The organism is Shinella sp. GW821-FHT10F02, from assembly GCF_058809275.1.
In genome coordinates this window covers 74,186-90,929 of record NZ_JBXASL010000011.1, presented here as the reverse complement: position 1 = coordinate 90,929, position 16,744 = coordinate 74,186, and the positions used below count along the sequence as shown (strand labels likewise).

At 65.6% G+C, this 16,744-nt stretch carries 13 protein-coding genes and 1 pseudogene; 3 read left to right on the top strand and 11 right to left on the bottom strand.

Features of this window, described 5'->3' with window-relative positions; translation table 11 throughout:
* Window positions 1-220 precede the first annotated feature (220 nt).
* The 4 genes from AC1RWL_RS29335 to AC1RWL_RS29320 form a co-directional block, all read right to left on the bottom strand.
* Window positions 221-1,699, bottom strand: a complete 1,479-nt coding sequence (locus AC1RWL_RS29335) for an aldehyde dehydrogenase (RefSeq protein WP_493096929.1) — start codon at window positions 1,697-1,699, stop codon at window positions 221-223.
* Window positions 1,696-2,655, bottom strand: a complete 960-nt coding sequence (locus AC1RWL_RS29330) for a LysR family transcriptional regulator (RefSeq protein ID WP_493096930.1) — start codon at window positions 2,653-2,655, stop codon at window positions 1,696-1,698. Before AC1RWL_RS29330 ends, AC1RWL_RS29335 begins: the two co-directional genes overlap by 4 nt.
* Window positions 2,656-2,841: 186 nt before the next feature.
* Entirely contained in the window at window positions 2,842-4,086 is a 1,245-nt protein-coding gene (locus tag AC1RWL_RS29325; RefSeq protein ID WP_493096931.1) for a flavin-containing monooxygenase, read from the bottom strand.
* A 191-nt stretch (window positions 4,087-4,277) separates the two neighbouring features.
* Entirely contained in the window at window positions 4,278-4,967 is a 690-nt protein-coding gene (locus tag AC1RWL_RS29320) for a hydrolase (RefSeq protein WP_493096932.1), read from the bottom strand.
* Between the two features lie 128 nt (window positions 4,968-5,095).
* Between AC1RWL_RS29320 and AC1RWL_RS29315 the strand changes: the two genes are divergently transcribed.
* Window positions 5,096-5,995, top strand: a complete 900-nt coding sequence (locus AC1RWL_RS29315; protein ID WP_439617231.1) for a LysR family transcriptional regulator — start codon at window positions 5,096-5,098, stop codon at window positions 5,993-5,995.
* Here AC1RWL_RS29315 and AC1RWL_RS29310 read toward each other — a convergent pair.
* The 3 genes from AC1RWL_RS29310 to AC1RWL_RS29300 are packed head-to-tail and all read right to left on the bottom strand — an operon-like array spanning window position 5,976 to window position 9,464.
* On the bottom strand, window positions 5,976-7,625 hold the full coding sequence (locus AC1RWL_RS29310) for a metallophosphoesterase family protein (RefSeq protein ID WP_493096933.1): 1,650 nt from the start codon (window positions 7,623-7,625) through the stop codon (window positions 5,976-5,978). The genes AC1RWL_RS29315 and AC1RWL_RS29310 overlap by 20 nt on opposite strands.
* 4 nt (window positions 7,626-7,629) lie before the next feature.
* On the bottom strand, window positions 7,630-8,115 hold the full coding sequence (locus tag AC1RWL_RS29305; RefSeq protein WP_493096934.1) for a class I SAM-dependent methyltransferase: 486 nt from the start codon (window positions 8,113-8,115) through the stop codon (window positions 7,630-7,632).
* A gap of 5 nt (window positions 8,116-8,120) precedes the next feature.
* Window positions 8,121-9,464, bottom strand: a complete 1,344-nt coding sequence (locus AC1RWL_RS29300) for a nucleotide sugar dehydrogenase (RefSeq protein WP_493096935.1) — start codon at window positions 9,462-9,464, stop codon at window positions 8,121-8,123.
* Window positions 9,465-9,567: 103 nt separating this feature from the next.
* Here AC1RWL_RS29300 and AC1RWL_RS29295 point away from each other — a divergent pair, with 103 nt between their 5' ends.
* Together AC1RWL_RS29295 and AC1RWL_RS29290 are read left to right on the top strand one after the other, a co-directional pair.
* Window positions 9,568-10,665 (top strand): glycosyltransferase family 4 protein, encoded by a 1,098-nt coding sequence (locus AC1RWL_RS29295; RefSeq protein WP_493096936.1) that lies wholly within the window; start codon window positions 9,568-9,570, stop codon window positions 10,663-10,665.
* Window positions 10,662-11,402: a polysaccharide deacetylase family protein gene (locus tag AC1RWL_RS29290; RefSeq protein WP_493096937.1), complete on the top strand. Its 741-nt coding sequence runs from the start codon at window positions 10,662-10,664 to the stop codon at window positions 11,400-11,402. Before AC1RWL_RS29295 ends, AC1RWL_RS29290 begins: the two co-directional genes overlap by 4 nt.
* A 182-nt stretch (window positions 11,403-11,584) precedes the next feature.
* On the opposite strand, the gene AC1RWL_RS29285 is transcribed toward AC1RWL_RS29290, so the two are convergent.
* From AC1RWL_RS29285 to AC1RWL_RS29270, 4 genes and pseudogenes are all read right to left on the bottom strand, one after another.
* Complete coding sequence (locus AC1RWL_RS29285) at window positions 11,585-12,004, bottom strand: cyclic nucleotide-binding domain-containing protein (RefSeq protein WP_256119233.1); 420 nt, start codon at window positions 12,002-12,004, stop codon at window positions 11,585-11,587.
* 46 nt (window positions 12,005-12,050) lie between these two features.
* Window positions 12,051-14,768: an ABC transporter transmembrane domain-containing protein gene (locus AC1RWL_RS29280; protein ID WP_493096938.1), complete on the bottom strand. Its 2,718-nt coding sequence runs from the start codon at window positions 14,766-14,768 to the stop codon at window positions 12,051-12,053.
* Between the two features lie 71 nt (window positions 14,769-14,839).
* The gene (locus tag AC1RWL_RS29275) at window positions 14,840-15,991 is read right to left on the bottom strand and encodes a glycosyltransferase family protein (RefSeq protein WP_493096939.1); all 1,152 of its coding nucleotides are present in this window, start codon (window positions 15,989-15,991) and stop codon (window positions 14,840-14,842) included.
* A pseudogene (locus AC1RWL_RS29270) lies at window positions 15,988-16,587 on the bottom strand (glycosyltransferase); the annotation flags it as partial. The pseudogene AC1RWL_RS29270 and the gene AC1RWL_RS29275, both read right to left, overlap by 4 nt.
* Window positions 16,588-16,744 lie beyond the last annotated feature (157 nt).

Genomic DNA, 16,744 nt, shown 5'->3' with positions numbered 1-16,744 from the left:
TAGGTTCAGACTAATCAAGGGCTTCCGTGTGGTTGCGCCAGATTTCAATCCTGGCGCGAAGGGCCGGCCGAGCAAAGACGGCCGGAAAATTCTCTCGTCTTTTCAAGTCGTTGCGGCGAAGCGGATGCCGGCTCCCGATAGCGCCTTCCGTTGCGTTCGGGAACCATCGCTTCATATGCTCATGGCGTAGGCAGCGCCGTGCCGCGGGGCGGGCAGGTGCCTAGTATTTGACCCACACAGTTTTGAGCGCGCAATACTTGTCAAAGCTGTGCAGCGAGAGGTCGCGGCCGAAACCGGACTGTTTCATGCCGCCGAACGGCGTCATGGCGGAGAGGGCGTCGACGGTGTTCACCGAAACCGTGCCGGCGTTCAGCCGGTCGGACACGGAGAGCGCCCGCGACAGGTCCCGCGTCCAGACGGAGGCGGCGAGGCCGTATTCGCTGTCATTGGCGATGCGCAGCGCCTCCTCGTCCTGGTCGAAGGGCGTGATGGCGAGCACGGGGCCGAAAATTTCCTCCCGCGCGATGCGGGCGTCGGCGGGCACGTCGTTGAAGATCGTCGGCTGGATATAGCAGTCCGAACCGTCGCGCGTCTCGCGCGCGCCGCCGTGGGCGAGGCGGGCTTCCGTGCGGCCGATGTCGATATAGCCCGCCACGCGGTCGGCATGGGTCTTTTCCACCAGCGGCCCCATGCGGGTCGCCGGGTCCAGCGGATCGCCGAGCGGCCAGGCGGCGGTGGCGGCGATCAGCTTTTGCGTGAATTCCTCCTGCACGGAGCGGTGCACCAGCAGGCGGGAATTGGCGGAGCAGACTTCGCCCGAATTGAACAGGATGCCGAAGGCCGCCATTTCGGCCGCCTTGTCGAGATCGGCGTCGGCGAAGATCAGGTTCGGCGATTTGCCGCCGGTCTCCAGCCAGACCTGCTTCATGTTGCTTGTCCCGGCATAGGTCATGAAGAGCTTGCCGACCTTGGTCGAGCCGGTGAAGACCAGCGCATCGACATCCGGGTGCAGGCCCAGCGCGCGGCCGGCATCCTCGCCGAAGCCGGGCACGACGTTGAGCACGCCATCCGGCAGGCCGGCCTCGGAGGCCAGTTCCGCCAGCATCAGGGCGGACAGCGGCGATTGCTCGGCCGGCTTCAGCACCACGGAATTGCCGGTGGCGAGCGCCGGCGCCAGCTTCCAGGTCGCCATGTCGAGCGGAAAATTCCACGGCACGACGGCACCGATGACGCCGAGCGGCACGCGGCGGATCAGCGCGAGGTCGCCGCGGCCGGTCGGCGCGATCTCGTCATAGAGCTTGTCGATGGCTTCCGCATGCCACTGGAAGAAATGGGCGGAACCGGGCGCATCGATCGTCGTGCTGTCGCTGATCGGCTTGCCCATGTCGAGCGTGTCGAGCAGCGCCAGTTCCGGCACGTTCTCGCGGATGAGGGCGGCAAGGCGCAGCAGCACCTCCTTGCGCTCGGCCGGCGATTTTCCCGACCAACGGCCATCGTTGAAGGCACGGCGCGCCGAGGCGACGGCGGCGTCGATGTCCTCGGCCGTGCCGCGCGCGACGGCCGTCAGCACCTGGGCATTGGCAGGGTTCACCGTCTCGAAGAGCCCGCCCTTCGCGGCCTCGCGAAAGCCGCCGTCGATATAGAGGCCGTTGCGAAATTTCAGGCTCGCGGCGCGGCTGCGCCAATCGGTCGTGGTCATGAAATGCCTTTCTGTTCCGGGGTGTCGTCGGCGGAAACCGGCAGGTCCATGCCCATGCCGAGGATCTTTTCGCCGCAGAAATCGATGAAGCGCCGCACGGTCAGCGGCGGGCTTGCGCCGCGCATGGCGATGATGCCCATGCGCATGGGCCGCAGGTTACCGTTGAGCGAGACGAAGGAGAGTTTGCCGCCATCCAGCGCATAGGTGGAGACGGGCCTTATATTGGCGATGGAATAGCCGAAGCGGTTGGCGACCATCGCCCGCATCACCGACATGTCGCGCGTGCGCTCGACGATATGCGGCGTCAGCCCCGCCTCGCGGAAGAGCGAGAGGAAATAGGCGGAGCTATAGGGCAGGTCGAGCAGGATCATCGGGTGCGGCGCCAGATCCTCCACCGTCACGTCGCTGCGGCCCGCCAGCGGATGCTCCTCGTGCAGCACGGCATAGGGCGGCAGCACGGCGAGTTCGTGAAATTCCATGTCAGCGGGAATGTCGAGATCATAGGAGAGCGCGATGTCGAAGCGCGCCATGCGCAGGCCTTCGAGGATGCGCGCATGGTCGCGCTCGTACTGGAAGAAATCGACATCCGGATAGGTATCGGAAAAGGCGCGGCGCAGCGAGGGAATGACGGCCTGCGCGAAGGTGACGAGGCAGGCGACATGCAGCGGCCCGCGGATCTGCCCGGTCAGTTCGTTGGAGAGCGCGTTGAGCTTCGCCGCCTCGCCGAGAATCTGGCGGGCCTGGTCGACGAAGATGCGCCCGGCCTGCGTCAGCGACAGACCATGCGCATGGCGGCGCACGAAGAGCGTGATGCCGAATTCCCGCTCCAGCTGGGAGATCGCGGCGGAAACGGAGGGCGCCGACACGTTCACCCGCTCGGCGGCTTCCGTGACCGAGCCGTACTCGCCGACCGCGACGAGATATTCCAGTTGCCGAAGCGTGAAGCGCAAGACCATGTCTGTATCCTTGTTGAGCCGCCAATTAAGGAACAGATTCATGCGCGGGGAAAGGGCAGCCTCGCTGCCGGAGGATGGAAAGGCAGGGACCTCGCGTGGATCTGGGTTGCGGATCATGGTCAACTCGCTTCCTGCTTGCGGCACGCCGCGCCCCGACGGCCCGGGACGCTGCTCGATAGGGGACCGTCAGGCGCTCTTGCTGGAGCGGCTGGATTGCCCTTCGGCGATGTAGCCTGCGAGATAATCCGCATCGTGCCAGCAGCCCCAGATGAAGGAGGAGGCGCGGCGCGACAGCCAGGGCAGGCCGACGAAATAGAGGCCCGGCACCTTCGAGACGCCGCGCTCGTGCACCGGCCGGCCCTTCTCGTCGAAGGCGTCGAGTTTCGCCCAGCCGAAATCCTGCGCATAGCCGGTCGCCCAGATGATCGCGGTGATGCCAGCGACCTTGAGATCGAGCGTCAGGATCGGGTCGGTGACACAGGCCGGGTCTGGCTCCATCTCGCGGGCCTCAGGCTCTTCCGGCAGGTCGAGGCCGTTCCGGGTCGCATAGGCGTCGGCCTGGTCGAGCAGCGAGAGATAGTTGGCGTCGCCGAGCGCGATGTTCTTTGCAAGGTCGGGGGCAAAATGCAGCTTGCCGTCCTCGAATGTCTCCGCCCGGCCGAGCAGCGTCATGCCGCGCGCGGCAAGCCTGCGGAAATCGACGGTGTTGCCGCCATAGGCGCCGGAAACGGCGATCGTCACATGTTCGGTGTTGGGGGCGGGGACCTTGAGATCCCAGATGCCGAGCGCGCCCAGCCACCAGACGAAATCCTTGCCGCGATAACGCCGCGGCGGCCGGTCGTGCGGACCGATGGAGAGGTAGACGGACTTGCCGGAGCGCAGCAGCTCGTCGGCGATCTGCGTGCCGGAGGAACCGGCGCCGACCACCAGCACGGCACCCTCCGGCAGCTGGCCGGGATTGCGATAGGCATGCGAATGGATCTGCATGATGCCCGTTTCCGCCGGCACGACGGTGGGGATGATCGGTCGCTGGAAGGCGCCGGTGGCGGCGACCACGTTCCGCGCCTCGATTGCGCCCTCGGAGGTCTCCACGCGAAAAATGTCGCCGTCCTTCACCACCGATTTCACCTCGACGCCACAGCGGATCGGCGCCTCGATCTGCTCGGCATAGGCGACGAAATAGTCGGCGACCTTCTCCTTCGGCGCGAATTCATCCGGCTGGTAATCGTCGAAATTCATGCCGGGAAAGCGGTCGTGCCAGACCGGACCGTTCGCCACCAGTGAATCCCAGCGCGCGGTGCGCCAGCTTTCGGCGATGCGGTTCTTCTCCAGCACGAGATGGGAGACGCCGCGTTTGCCGAGATGTTCGCTCATCGCCACCCCGGCCTGGCCGGCGCCGATGACGAGCGTATCCACTTTTTCCACTGACATGCCGGCGTCCTCTTCGCTTTACCAGGGTGTTCAGCCCGCGCGGCTGATGCATGACCACAGGTGTAAAGCACGCCGGAAATGCTCGACATGAGCGTTTGCTTCAGCGCTGATTAGGTCGCGGCTAAAGCGGTCTCCGAAAAAGCAGCGACCGGCCCCTCGCGGGACCGGTCGCATCGTTGCATCTGGGAGGCTTATTTCGCCGGGTTCGGGCCAATGCGCTTGCCGTGGTGGACGCGCTCCTCGCCCTTGTGGACCATGGTCACGGCATAATCGATGCCCATGCCATAGGCGCCGGAATGTTCCTTCACCAGCGCGGTGACGGCGTCGTAGGTTTCCTTGTGCGCCCAGTCGCGCTGCCATTCCAGCAGCACCTGCTGCCAGGTCACCGGCACGACGCCGGCCTGCACCATGCGGTCCATGGCGTATTTGTGGGCGTCGACCGAGGTGCCGCCGGAGGCATCCGCCACCATGTAGATCTCGTAGTCGGTGTCGTGCATGGCCGACAGCGCGAAGGTGGTGTTGCAGACTTCCGTCCAGAGGCCGGAGACGACGATCTTCTTGCGGCCGTTGGCGGCGTTCTTCGCCAGCGCGTCGCGCACGTTCTGGTCGTCCCAGGAGTTCATCGAGGTGCGTTCGAGAATGTCGTTTTCCGGGAAGACGGCGAGCAGCTCAGGATAGGTATGGCCGGAAAACGAGCCGGTCTCGACCGTGGTGATGGTGGTCGGGATATCGAAGATCCTGCCCGCCTTGGCAAGGCCGACGACATTGTTCTTCAGCATCTGGCGGTCGATCGACTGCACGCCGAAGGCCATCTGCGGCTGCTGGTCGATGAAGATGAGCTGGCTGTTCTTCGGGGTCAGGACTTCGAGTTTGCCGGACATGGTGTTCTCCTCTCTCGGGTTGGTGCGCCGTGGCGCCGCTGTCTATGGAGATGAAGCTACCGGAGTTGATTGGACCACGGAATTGCAATAATAATTCCGATTGAATTGCGATTTTTGGAATAATAGAGATGAACGACACCAAGGCCCTGCGCATCTTCCTCCTCGCCGCCGAAAAGCGCAACTTCGCCCAGGTGGCGCGCGAGCTCGACATGGCGCCCGCCGCCATCACCCGGGCGATCGCCGCACTCGAAGAAGACCTCGGCATCCAGCTTTTCGTGCGCACGACGCGGCAGGTGTCGCTGACGACGGACGGCGCGATCTTCGCCGCCCAGGTGCAGCCGGCCATGCAGGCGCTGGAGACGGCGCGCAAGGACGTGATCAACGCCAACAAGGCGGACCAGGGGCGGCTTCGGATCAGCGCGCCGACCTGGTTCGGCAAGACCGCGCTGCCGGGCGTGCTCTCGGGTTTCCGCGCGCTCTACCCGAAGATCAATTTCGAGATCTCGCTCGCCGACGGCTTCGTCAACATCCTCGACCAGGATTTCGATCTCGCCATCCGCATCTCGGCCGCCCCCTCCGACAAGTTCACCATCTGGCGCAAGGTCTGCCTGATCCGCCGCGTGCTGGTCGCCGCCCCCGGCAGCCGGTTCGCGGGCATGGCGCATCCGGGCGAGTTGACGCCGGATGCATGCCTCGCCTACAACGGCGAGAGCCGGCGCGAGGCCTGGCTTCTGACGGACGGCAGCGCCAGCGTGGAAATCTCCGCCGGCCGCGCCTTCAGCGCCAACAATGGCGACCTGCTCGCCGACATGGCGGCGGAAGGCGCAGGCGTGGCGCTGCTGCCGCACTTCCACATCGCCGAGCACCTGGCAACCGGCCGGCTCGTGCATGTCTTCCCGCAATGGTCGCCGCCCGACCTGTGGCTGACCCTCTACTACCCGCCCTACCAGGCGCTGCCACCCCGCATCGCCACCTTCTCGAAATATTTCGAAGAGCGCGTCCCGGCCCTCATGGACGCGCTGCAATAACGCCCTCGCGCGCCATGCGCTCAAGGCTCACGGCCAGCACGCCGAGGAAGAGTGCGAAAAAGCCGCGCGGCGTCTGCGGGTCGGCCTGCCTGTCGCCATAGGCCTCGGCGAGAAAGCGGTAGGCGTGCAGGTTTTCGGGCGGAATGTAGTCGGGCGCCTGCGCTGGCGATTGGCGCAGGGAGTACCCGTCGACCACGAGATCCAGCAGGGGCCGGGCCTGCATCCAGGCGGCATCGACGCCGGATTCCGCCGCCTTTGCCTCCAGCTCCGCACCGGCCATCAACAGGCCGAGATCCCACAGCGTCATGCGCCGCGCGCGCTCCGCCATTTCCGGCGGCCATTCCTTCGGCAGGAAGCGCTCCAGCACCAGCGGGCGCATGTGGCGGTGGAGGAAGGTGCCATAGTCTGGCGCCGCCATTGCCGGGTCCGGCGCGAGGCCGGCGCGGGCGTGTTCGGCGCGGTAGAGCGCGAGGAGATCGGCATCGAGCGGCTCTTCGGCGAGCGACACGCTCTCCACCACCGGGGCGTCACCTTCCGCATGCACGACGACGAAACCGGCCGGGAAGGCGACGAGCGAGGGTACGGCGATATTGATGAGGCCAGCGAGGCGGGTACGGGCCTCGACATGCAGGTGGCCGCTGAAATGCAGCCGCAGGCCGGCCTTGGAGAGCGTCTCCGCCACAGCGGGGCGCGGCGTGCGTTTCGCCACATTGGTCTCGCCGAACAGCCGCCGCTCGGTTTGCGCATCGTCCTCGAACGGATCGATTGCCGGATAATGCGAGAAGGCGAGGAGCTGCTTGCCCTCACGCTCGGCGCGCGCCGTGACGTCGGCGATCCAGTCGATGAGATAGGGTTTGACCCGCAAAAGCGCGTTCCAGCCGGCGTCCGAACTGTCGATGAAGGCCTTTTTCCGGGAGATATCGCGCCCGCCATTGCGCGGTTCGAAGACATTCGCGTCGATCATCAGCAGCCAGAGGCCGGCCTCCGGCTCGACCAGATAGGAGGCGTCCATCAGCCGGCGCACGGTCTTTCCGTCGGCGGAAAAGAGGTCGTGTTCGCGCGCGGCCGTGTCGTCGCTCTCGCCGAAGGGCGTCTCCCAGTGCAGATATTCCGGGCGGCGGAAGTAGCCGAAATCGCGCATCGGCATGAGGCCCGCCGGAATGCCCTCGCAATACATTTTTGGCGTGACGACCGGGTTGCCGGGGTCGGCGGCGGCCTTTTCGGCGTCGCTCGTCACCAGCGTCGTGCCGCCGGTGGCATCGACATAGCGGGTGTCGCGATGCTTGCCGAGCGGGCCGAAGACGTCGTGGTTGCCGGGCGTGGCATAGAAGGCGAGGCCGTGGCGGTCGCGGTAGCTTTCGAGCAGGCGCACCAGGCTCGCCACCGTCTCGCGCTGGCCGTCGTCGCTGTAATCGCCGAGCAGCACGACATGGCGGATGCCGCGCGCGACGATGCGGTCGAGGGCGGCGGGCAAGGCAGCATAACTTTCGTTGAACACGCGGGTCGAGGCAGCGGTATCGGCCCAGCTGCGCACCGTCAGCTTGCGGCCGGCGAGCGTAATGCCGGCGAAATCGTAGTCGCCCTCGATGTCGTGGAAATGGGCGTCCGCGATGACGGCGACGGCCGGCATGGCGTCACGGCTTTCTGCGATAGAGGAAATAGCGGTCGTTATCGACGCTTGCGGGCAGCGGCAGCGGTTCGAGGGCCGCATGGTCGAGCGGCAGGCCGCTGACGGCGATGCCGCCCGTGCCGAGCGCCTGCGCGACGATGCCGGGCAGCCAGGTCAGCGTGATGGCGTCCTTGTCCTCGTAGCCGGTGCCGATATCGGCATGGACGAGGGCCGCACCCGTGCCGGCAAAGGCCTTCGCCGTCTCGGCGATCTCGCCGAGCACCAGGTCTTCGGCCGGCGGCGCGGAGGATGTATGCGCGCCAAAAGCCCGGTCGAAGGCGACGATGCGCCGGCCAGGGAATTTTTCGCGCAGGTGATCGAAGGTGCGGCCATTGCCGAGCCCGATTTCCAGGATGGCGCCGGTGGCGGGCAGCGGCAGGCTCTCGCGCACATGATCGATGACGTCGCGCTGGGCGGACATGCGGCGGATAAAACTTTCCAGACGGCTCATGGATATCAGGCCTTGATGATCGTGTCGGCGGTTATGCCGCGCCGGGCGAAGACGTTGCGGGTGTCGACGATGAGCGCGCTCCAGTCGGCGATCGCCGCATAGTCGACGCCGTCATGGTCGGTGGCGATCAACACGGCGTCGAAGGCGCGGATTTCCGCCTCGCCCCAGGCGACCGAGGGCCGGCCCTTGAAGGCGCCATATTCGCGCGTCGGCGGGATTTCCGGCACATGCGGGTCGTAATAGCTCGCCGAGCCGCCGCGCTCCTCGATCAGTTCGATCAGCTTCAGCGAGGGGCTTTCGCGGATATCCGGCACGTTCTTCTTGTAGGCGAGGCCGATCACGAGCACTTTCGAGCGGCTGAGCGCCTTGCCCTGCCGCCGGTCGAGCGCTTCGGCGAGTTTTTCCACCACATGGCGCGGCATGGCGGAGTTGATCTCGCCCGCAAGCTCGATGAAGCGGGTCGGCAGTTCATAGGCACGCGACGCCCAGGTGAGGTAGAAGGGATCGATCGGGATGCAATGGCCGCCGAGGCCGGGGCCGGGATAGAAGGGCATGTAGCCGAAGGGTTTCGAGCTTGCCGCGTCGATCACCTCCCAGATGTCGACGCCCATAGCCTCGTAGATCACCTTGAGTTCGTTCACCAGCGCGATGTTGACGGCGCGGAAGACGTTTTCGGTGAGCTTCACCGCCTCCGCCGTGGCGGTGGATGAAACCGGCACGACGGTCTTCACCACCGCGCCGTAGAAGGCGACGACCAGCGCCTGCGCTTCTGCACCATCACCGGCGACGACCTTCGGGATGGTCGAGGTCTGGAATTGGCGGTTGCCGGGGTCCTCGCGCTCAGGCGAGAAGCCGAGGAAGAAATCATGGCCCGATTTCAGTCCGCCGGCCTCCAGCGTTCGGCGCACGAGGCCGTCGGTGGTGCCGGGATAGGTGGTCGATTCCAACACGATGAGCTGGCCGGGCCGCAGCGTGCGCGCGATGTCGCGGCAGGTCTTTTCGACGAAGCTCATGTCGGGATCGCGGTGGCGGGTGAGCGGCGTGGGCACGCAGATGGCGATCACGTCGCAATCGCCGAGCCGGCCGAAATCGCTCGTGGCGGCAAAGCGGCCGGCGCGGTGTTCCTCGGCGAGGATCTCGCTGGAAACCGCCTCGATATAGCTCTTGCCCGCGTCGATCGCGACGATCTTGCCGGGGTCGATGTCGAAGCCGAGGACGGTGAAGCCGGCGCGCGCGACGGTGATGGCGAGCGGCAGGCCGACATAACCGAGGCCGATGATGCCGATGCGCGCCTCGCGGGATTGGATGCGCGCAAGCAGCGTCTCGTGGGAAGGCAAGGCTGTTGGCATCGGCACTCCGCGCACATATACAAGACCGGCGTGTTCAGATGGGAGAGTTTGGCCGGCCTGTCAAGTCTCGCCCATCCGCCGCCGAAACCAGCGCAACGAGTCCATGAAGATCGCATTCTACGCCCCGCTGAAGTCGCCGGAACATGCCGTTCCCTCGGGGGACCGGCTGATGGCGCGCCAGATCGTCGAATGCCTGAAGCGCGCCGGCCATGAGGTGACGCTTGCCTCCGGGCTGCGCGCCTTCCTCGGCGATAGCGCGGATGAAGCCGGTTATGCGCGCCTCAAGGCGGCGGCCGAGGCGGAGATCACCCGGCTTTCGACGCTGTGGCAGGACGAGGGCGCGCCGGACCTGTGGTTCTGCTACCACCCCTATTACAAGGCGCCGGACCTGATCGGGCCGGCGCTCTGCCAGATGTTCGGGCTCGCCTATGTCACGGCCGAAGCCTCCTATTCGCCGCGCCGCAATCTCGGCATCTGGATCGAGATGCAGGCCGGCGTGCTGGAGGCGGTGCGCGGCGCGGCCGTCAATATCGGCCTCACCGCCCGCGACCGCGCGGGCCTTACGGATGCCGCCCCGGATGCGGCGATCGCCGCCTTGAAACCCTTCATCGACGAGCGGCTTTTTACCGCGCAAGCGGCGCAGCCGGAGCCTCACCACCTCGTCACGGTCGCCATGATGCGCGTCGGCGACAAGCTGGCGAGTTTTCGCGCGCTCGCCGATGGCCTGAGCCGCATCGTGGACGTGCCCTGGCGCCTCTCCGTGGTCGGCGATGGGCCGTTGCGCGCGGAGGTGCAAGCGCTCTTTGCCGGGTTTGGGGAAGGGCGGATCGACTGGCTGGGGCAGCGGGAGCGGGCGGAGGTGGCGGATATCCTGTCGAAGGGTGCGCTCTATGTCTGGCCGGGCTGCGGCGAGGCCTATGGGCTTGCCTATCTGGAGGCGCAGGCCGCCGGCCTGCCGGTCGTCGCCTTCGCGACGGCGGGGGTGCCGGAGGTCGTCGAACACCGCGAAACAGGCCTGTTGACCGAACCGGGCGATGCCGCCGCCTATGCGGCGGCGATTTCGGCCCTGCTTAGCAATGAAGCGGAGCGCAGCCGCATGGCGAAAAATGCCCGCGCCCGTGTTGTCGCGGAGCATTCCCTGCCGGCCGCCGCCACGGCCCTCGATGCCATCCTGCGCCAATCCCTCGGAGAGAAGAGATGACGCTGCCTGCAATCGCAAAACCCCTGCTGGACGAAATCGCCCGCCGGGCCGATAGCGGCAAGCCGCTCCGCCTGTGGCTGCGCGACGACGACGCCGTCGAGCCGACCGCCGCGCTCGACCACCTGCTCGCGCTGACCGCCGCGCATGACGTTCCGGTCCTGCTCGCCGCCATTCCGGCGTTCACCGGGCAGGCGCTGGCCGATCGCCTTGCGAGCGAAAGCCGCGTCTCAGTGGCGGTGCACGGCTGGGCGCACAAAAGTTATGCGGGAGCGGGCGAGAAGAACCAGGAACTCGGCGACCATCGGCCAGCGCAAGAGGTTCTCGCCGAACTGAGCGAGGGGTTTGGAAAACTGTCCACCCTGCATGCCGGCCGCTTCGTGCCGATGCTCGTGCCGCCGTGGAACCGCATCGCCCCGTCCGTCGTCGCCGGCCTGCCGGGCATCGGCTTTCGGGCGCTTTCGGTTTTCGGCGCGGAAAAGCCGGCGCCACTCCAGATGCTGAACACCCATGTCGACATTATCGACTGGCGCGGCACGCGCGGCGGGCGGGAAGTGGAGGCGGTAATCGCCGATCTGGTGCGGGTATCGCAGGCACAGGCGGGGCCGATCGGGCTTCTCACCCATCATCTCGTGCATGACGAAGCGGCTTGGGATGTGATGGCGCTGGTGTTCGAGGCGACCGCTGGGAGAGCCGATTGCGGCTGGTTCGGCGTTGACGATCTGCTCACGGAAATATGAGCTGGCGTTAACCTTATCCCCTTGTTTCCGCCGCATTTCGCCGGCATTTCTTCGCCACGCAAACAGGCGGATTCGCGAACGAATGCAGTCGATCGGCAAGACTACTGGAAACGCAAACGCCCGCCGAAAGGCGGGCGACACCGGACAGGTTGTCGTCGGAAGAGGAAGCGCTGAAGACGCCTTCAGTGGCTATGGGCAAGCCGCTGGCCGACCACACGCATGGTTTCGGCCATGCTGCGCGGGCAGGTCGAGAGGACCTTCAGGAAGCAGTCCTTGCTGATGCGCAGGGCCTCGACGGCCGTTGAGGCCTTCACCGTGGCATTGCGCGCCGTGCCGCAGAGGATGGCGATTTCGCCAACGACCGAACAGCAGCCGGCGGAGGCAATTTTCTCGTCTCCAGAAGGGCCTGCCTTGTAGACATCGACGACGCCCGACAGCACGACATAGGCAGCATCGCCTTCGTCGCCCTGATGGAAGAGTTCTTGGCCTTCACGGTAGCAGACGCGGTTGGAGGCAAATGCGAGCAGCTTGAGCTTTGCCGCATCAATCCCCGAGAAGAGCGGAACCCGTCGTAGCATCTGTACTTCGTCGTTCAGGATCATAATAGTCAACCGCCTCGATTTCGGCTACTCGATCAATTCTCACCAGTCATGCTATCAGTTGCTTGTATACCGTACCGCTTTCGACAATCGTGTCGTAGGCTCCGTCTTCCACCAATGTTCCGCCATCAAAAGCAAGCACTCTTTTAAAGTGTTTTGCAAGCGGGGTATTTGACAAAACCCAGACAATCGCCGGATTATCACCGCTCTTGGCCAGGAACGCAAGTGCTGCCTCCACGATGTGCTCCTGGAGGTGGTGGTCCAACCCCGAGAGCGGCCGGTTGAAGATGTAATAATCCGATCGGCGGATGAGCGCGCGTGCCAGGCTGAGCTTCAGCCGTTGCAAGTTGTTCAACCGCCGTCCGCCTGCCCCGACATTCGACTCGAGCCCCAGCGCCATCAGCGCGCGGTAAAGCTCGGGCCTTTTCCTGAGCAGGTCTCCGCCGATCTCTCTCAACTTCGGAACAGCATCGCTATAACGATGGTTAAGCTTGCCGAAGACGATATTGTCGACCAGCGTTCCTGACGTCAGATAAGCATTCGGGTCGTAACGTTCAATATAGCCCTGAAGTTCCTGCGGCAGGTTTGCATGGAACTGGTGGCGCACTTCTACGATCTTGCGCATCAGCGCCTCGTCGAGCACGCCGAAGCGATGCCGCGGCTCGACATAGAAGAACGAAAGGCGGATGAGCGCGATGCGGTCCTCGTCGCTCGGCGTGGCATTGTGTCGCAGGCGCTGAAGCAGGTGTTGATAGGTCGGGATCTCGTCGCCCCGCATATAGGTCAGCTGCTCGAAGAACGGATGGTCGGGCGGCAGGTCCTTGAAGAGCTCGACCGTGCTTTCCGCAATGCCCTGGCCCATCTTGAACAGCGCGTCGCCAAGCCCGCTTTCGCGCATGATGTTGCGGAAATACGGCGTCTTGACGATCGCCCGGGTCGAGGCCTTCGGGTCCGGCATCATGCCGAAGAACAGGTTTTCGGCGACCGGCGCCTCGGTGTTGTAGGCGTCCTCCTCGAAGGGGATGACGAGGTTGTTCATGTCGCGGCGGTTCAATTCCTCGCGCAGGTCCCGGCGCAGGGCGACGATCTCGGCAGCGATGGCGGATGCCACCTCGGCATCGGCCGGCAGCGTCGAGTGCAGCGCGAGCTGCAGCACGTCGTCGGACAGTTCCACGATGTCGAGCACCGCCATCATCGAGCCGAACAGCCCGGCCGAGCCATTGGCATGCAGCGTCTCGAGGTCGATCCAGTTGCCCTTGAGGTCGAAATCCGGATTGCCGGAGCGCTGCGCTTCCAGCACGTCCCATTTGCGCTGGTCGGAGGCCGCACCCTTGTAGGCGGCGGGCTCAACGGGCGCATGCTTGACGCCGTAGAGCAGGTTGTCCTCCAGGCTGCCATGGAAGAAATAGGCGTCAGGCGAGGCATAGGAGATCCGCCGGCCGGTGACGGATTCAGGCAGCGCATACAGGTCGTCGTCGCCGGCCGTCACCTTGCCGCCGGCCGGCCAGATGATGCGGCCGAGCGCTTCGGCCAGCCTGTCGCCGCCGCTCGCCGCCGTGCCAATGATGGCGACGGTTTCGCCGGGCGATATCTTGACGGAGACGTGTTCCAGAACGCGCCCGCCGATATCGTCCTCCAGCACCAGGTTGGTGGCGCTGAGCGGATGGTTCAGCATGGTGCCGTTCGCCGCGTTGAGGGCCTGGATTTCCGGTTCGATCAGGTTGTCGGCATCGAACTGCTCGACGACCTGCTCATATTTTACCTGCACGTCCTGGCGCACCAGCTCCCAGTCGATCAGTTCCTTCAGCGGGCCGGGCAGTTCCTTGTAGGCGTTGATGACCGCCACGAGCTGGCCGACGTCGAGCTTGCCGACGATCGTGAGGTAGCCGCCGATGCAATAGAACAGGAAGGGCGTGAGCTGGGCGAGGAAGTTGTTGAGGAATTTGACCAGGAACTTCCACTGGTAGATGTCGTAGCGGATGCGGAAGATGTGGCCGAGGCGCGCGGCGATGTCGGCGCGCTCGTAGTTGGAGGTGTCGTAGGCGTGGATCGTGCCGATGCCGTCGACGATCTCGGCGACGCGGCCGGCAAGCTGGCGGGCGGTGATCTGGCGCTCGCGGCCAAGCTCGATCAGGCGGCGGCGCATGCGTGGGATGATGCCGACCTGGATCATCGCCATGGCAAAGGCGATGAAGCCCAGCCAGAAATGCTGGATGAAGATGAAGATCAGCGCCGTCAGCGCCTGGCCGCCGAGAAGGGCCGGCTGCACGAAGGCATCCGCGGTGAAGCCGCCGAGCGGCTCCACCTCGTCCTTGACCATGGAGGAGACTTCGCCGGCCTTGACGTGCTTGAAATATTTCGGCGGGAACCGGAGGATGCGGTCGACGAGCTCATAGCGGATGCGGCGCAAGAGCCGCTCGCCGAGGCGGCCCTTGTAGGTGTTGATGTAATATTTGAACAGGCCGTTGATGATGACGAGCACGAGGAACGTCAGGCTGAGCGCGAGCAGCGACGGCATGCGCTCCAGCGGCAGGCCGCCATAAAGCTCGACATGCCCCCAGAACGGAATGTCGAAGCTGATCGGCATGAACAGCTCGGTATCGCCCGGCTGGTCGAAGCCGCTTCCCTGGATCGGGCCGTTGACGATCTGCTTGGGCAGGTCGAAGGCGAGATAATAAGGGATCATGGACAGGGCGACGATCAGCAGGATGAAGAGCTGCTGCGGCCGGGTGTGGTCCCAAATATATCGGGCGAGACTTTTTTCCATGGGAGACTTCTATGCGCGTGAACGGCGGCTGTCCGTATGAAGATTATAAGACAGCGGCAATACCGCAAGAGCTAGGAAGCCGTGTGGCCTTTTAGAAGGTCCCTCAGGATATTCGCGGTACGATTGGCGCCATCCAGTTGCAAATCGGGCACATTTTTCTCTGTTTCGCCGCAAAGTGCGCGGGAAATTGCGCCTGCCATCGTTTCCGCAGAAAGCTCATGCTCCGCCACGACGACCGCCCGACCGAGTCGCTCCAGGCGCTCGGCGCGCGCCGTCTGCTCCGTCTCCCCGCCCGACGCGAAGGGCACCAGCACCGCGCCGCAGCCGGCCTCCAGCACATCGCAGACCGTGTTGTAGCCGGCCTGCGAGACCGAGAGGCGCGCGGCGGCAAGCAGGCTGCGGAAATCGGTGCGGAAGCGCACGAGGTCGACATTCTCGCCCGCTTGGGCGGAAAACCGGTCGAAATCGGCCTGCGGCAGGTTCGGGCCGGTGATGACCAGCCAGCGGCCGCTGCCGGCAAGACGCTGCGAGGCCTGAAGGGCGGCCTCGACCAGCCCCGCGCCGACCGCGCCGCCGCCGGCGGAGACGACGATATCGTAGCGCTCGGCCGCGGGCGTGGCCGGGCCGGCGCCGACGAGGCCGGTATAGACGACGCGGTCGGCAATCGCATCGGCCAGCGGAAAGGTATCCTCCAGCCGCACGAAACCCGGATCGCCATGCACCAGCACCCGGTCGAAATGGCGGCGCACGAGGTCGATGGTCTCCTCGTCGCGGCCGGGCTTGGCGCGCTCCTGCAGGATGTCGCGCAGCGAGGTCATCAGCAGCGGGCGCGGCGTGGTGGCCTCGATCGCGTCGATCAGCGGCAGCAGCTCGAAGCGCACCTGGCGGCGGCCGAAGGGGAAGGCCTCGATGATGACGATATCGGGCCGGCAGGCATGGTAGGCGGCAAGCAGCCGGTCGCGCCGATCGGCCTTGAAGGCCTCGTCGACGACCTTGCCGTCCTCGTCCACCAGAGCCGCAAAACCGCCGTCGCCGACGGCGATCGCCGGCAGCGCGACATGGTCGATGCCGGGGCCGGGAAAACCATCGACCGGCATGCCGCCGGTCACCAGCGTCACGGCGAAACCGTTGTCACCGAGCGCACGCACGATGCGGCTGGCGCGGGCCAGGTGGCCGATGCCGAGCAGGTGCTGCACGTAGAAGAGGACGCGCGGGCTGTTCATGCCGTCTCCCGCGCTGCGGTTTCGAACAGCGATTTCAGCTGCGCGATGCTCGTGTGGTGGTCAAAGCTGGCGCGCACCTTGGCTTCGGCGGCCCGGCCGAGCCGGTCGCGCAGGGCGGGATCGCGGATCGCGCGTTCGAGGGCTGCGGCGAGCCCTTCCGGGTCTTCGGAGGGCACCAGCATGCCGTTGACATCGTTCTCGAACAGTTCGGGAATGCCAGAAATATCGGTCGCGACGCAGGTCAGCCGCTGGCTTGCCGCCTCCACCAGCACGTTCGGCAGGCCGTCGCGGTCGCCATCGGCGGTGATGCGGCAGGCGAGCGCGAAAATATCGGCCTCGCGGTAGCCGGCGAGCACGTCCTTCTGATCCACCGCGCCGAGCCAGCTCAGCTTTTCCGTTATGCCGAGCTCCTCGGCCAGCCTCTGCAACATCGCCCGCTCGCCGCCATCGCCGGCATGGACGAAGCGCCAGTGGAGGTCGGCGGGGAGGCGGGCCAGCGCCCGCAGCAGCACGTCATAGCCCTTCTTCGGCACCGCGCGCCCGACGCTGATGATGGTGACGGGATCGGCGGCGTCGGAGCCGTCGCGGGGTGGGCGGGGGGTTCCGGGGGAGGAGATTGGATGGAGCGGTGTTTCGCTTATCGCAATGGGTGGACTTTGGACGGCGTCCTTGCCGCTTGCCCCCTTCTCCCCCGCGGGGAGAAGGTCGCGGCAGCGGGATGAGGGGGATGTCGAAGACAAATCCCTGTCACAG

Bases quoted from the DNA above. Each gene is read 5' to 3' on its own strand.
- AC1RWL_RS29280 (WP_493096938.1), bottom strand. From the start codon at position 14,768: ATGGAAAAAAGTCTCGCCCGATATATTTGGGACCACACCCGGCCGCAG.
- AC1RWL_RS29330 (WP_493096930.1), bottom strand. From the start codon at position 2,655: ATGGTCTTGCGCTTCACGCTTCGGCAACTGGAATATCTCGTCGCGGTC.
- AC1RWL_RS29275 (WP_493096939.1), bottom strand. From the start codon at position 15,991: ATGAACAGCCCGCGCGTCCTCTTCTACGTGCAGCACCTGCTCGGCATC.
- AC1RWL_RS29295 (WP_493096936.1), top strand. From the start codon at position 9,568: ATGAAGATCGCATTCTACGCCCCGCTGAAGTCGCCGGAACATGCCGTT.
- AC1RWL_RS29290 (WP_493096937.1), top strand. From the start codon at position 10,662: ATGACGCTGCCTGCAATCGCAAAACCCCTGCTGGACGAAATCGCCCGC.
- AC1RWL_RS29300 (WP_493096935.1), bottom strand. From the start codon at position 9,464: ATGCCAACAGCCTTGCCTTCCCACGAGACGCTGCTTGCGCGCATCCAA.
- AC1RWL_RS29285 (WP_256119233.1), bottom strand. From the start codon at position 12,004: ATGATCCTGAACGACGAAGTACAGATGCTACGACGGGTTCCGCTCTTC.
- AC1RWL_RS29325 (WP_493096931.1), bottom strand. From the start codon at position 4,086: ATGTCAGTGGAAAAAGTGGATACGCTCGTCATCGGCGCCGGCCAGGCC.
- AC1RWL_RS29315 (WP_439617231.1), top strand. From the start codon at position 5,096: ATGAACGACACCAAGGCCCTGCGCATCTTCCTCCTCGCCGCCGAAAAG.
- AC1RWL_RS29335 (WP_493096929.1), bottom strand. From the start codon at position 1,699: ATGACCACGACCGATTGGCGCAGCCGCGCCGCGAGCCTGAAATTTCGC.
- AC1RWL_RS29305 (WP_493096934.1), bottom strand. From the start codon at position 8,115: ATGAGCCGTCTGGAAAGTTTTATCCGCCGCATGTCCGCCCAGCGCGAC.
- AC1RWL_RS29320 (WP_493096932.1), bottom strand. From the start codon at position 4,967: ATGTCCGGCAAACTCGAAGTCCTGACCCCGAAGAACAGCCAGCTCATC.
- AC1RWL_RS29310 (WP_493096933.1), bottom strand. From the start codon at position 7,625: ATGCCGGCCGTCGCCGTCATCGCGGACGCCCATTTCCACGACATCGAG.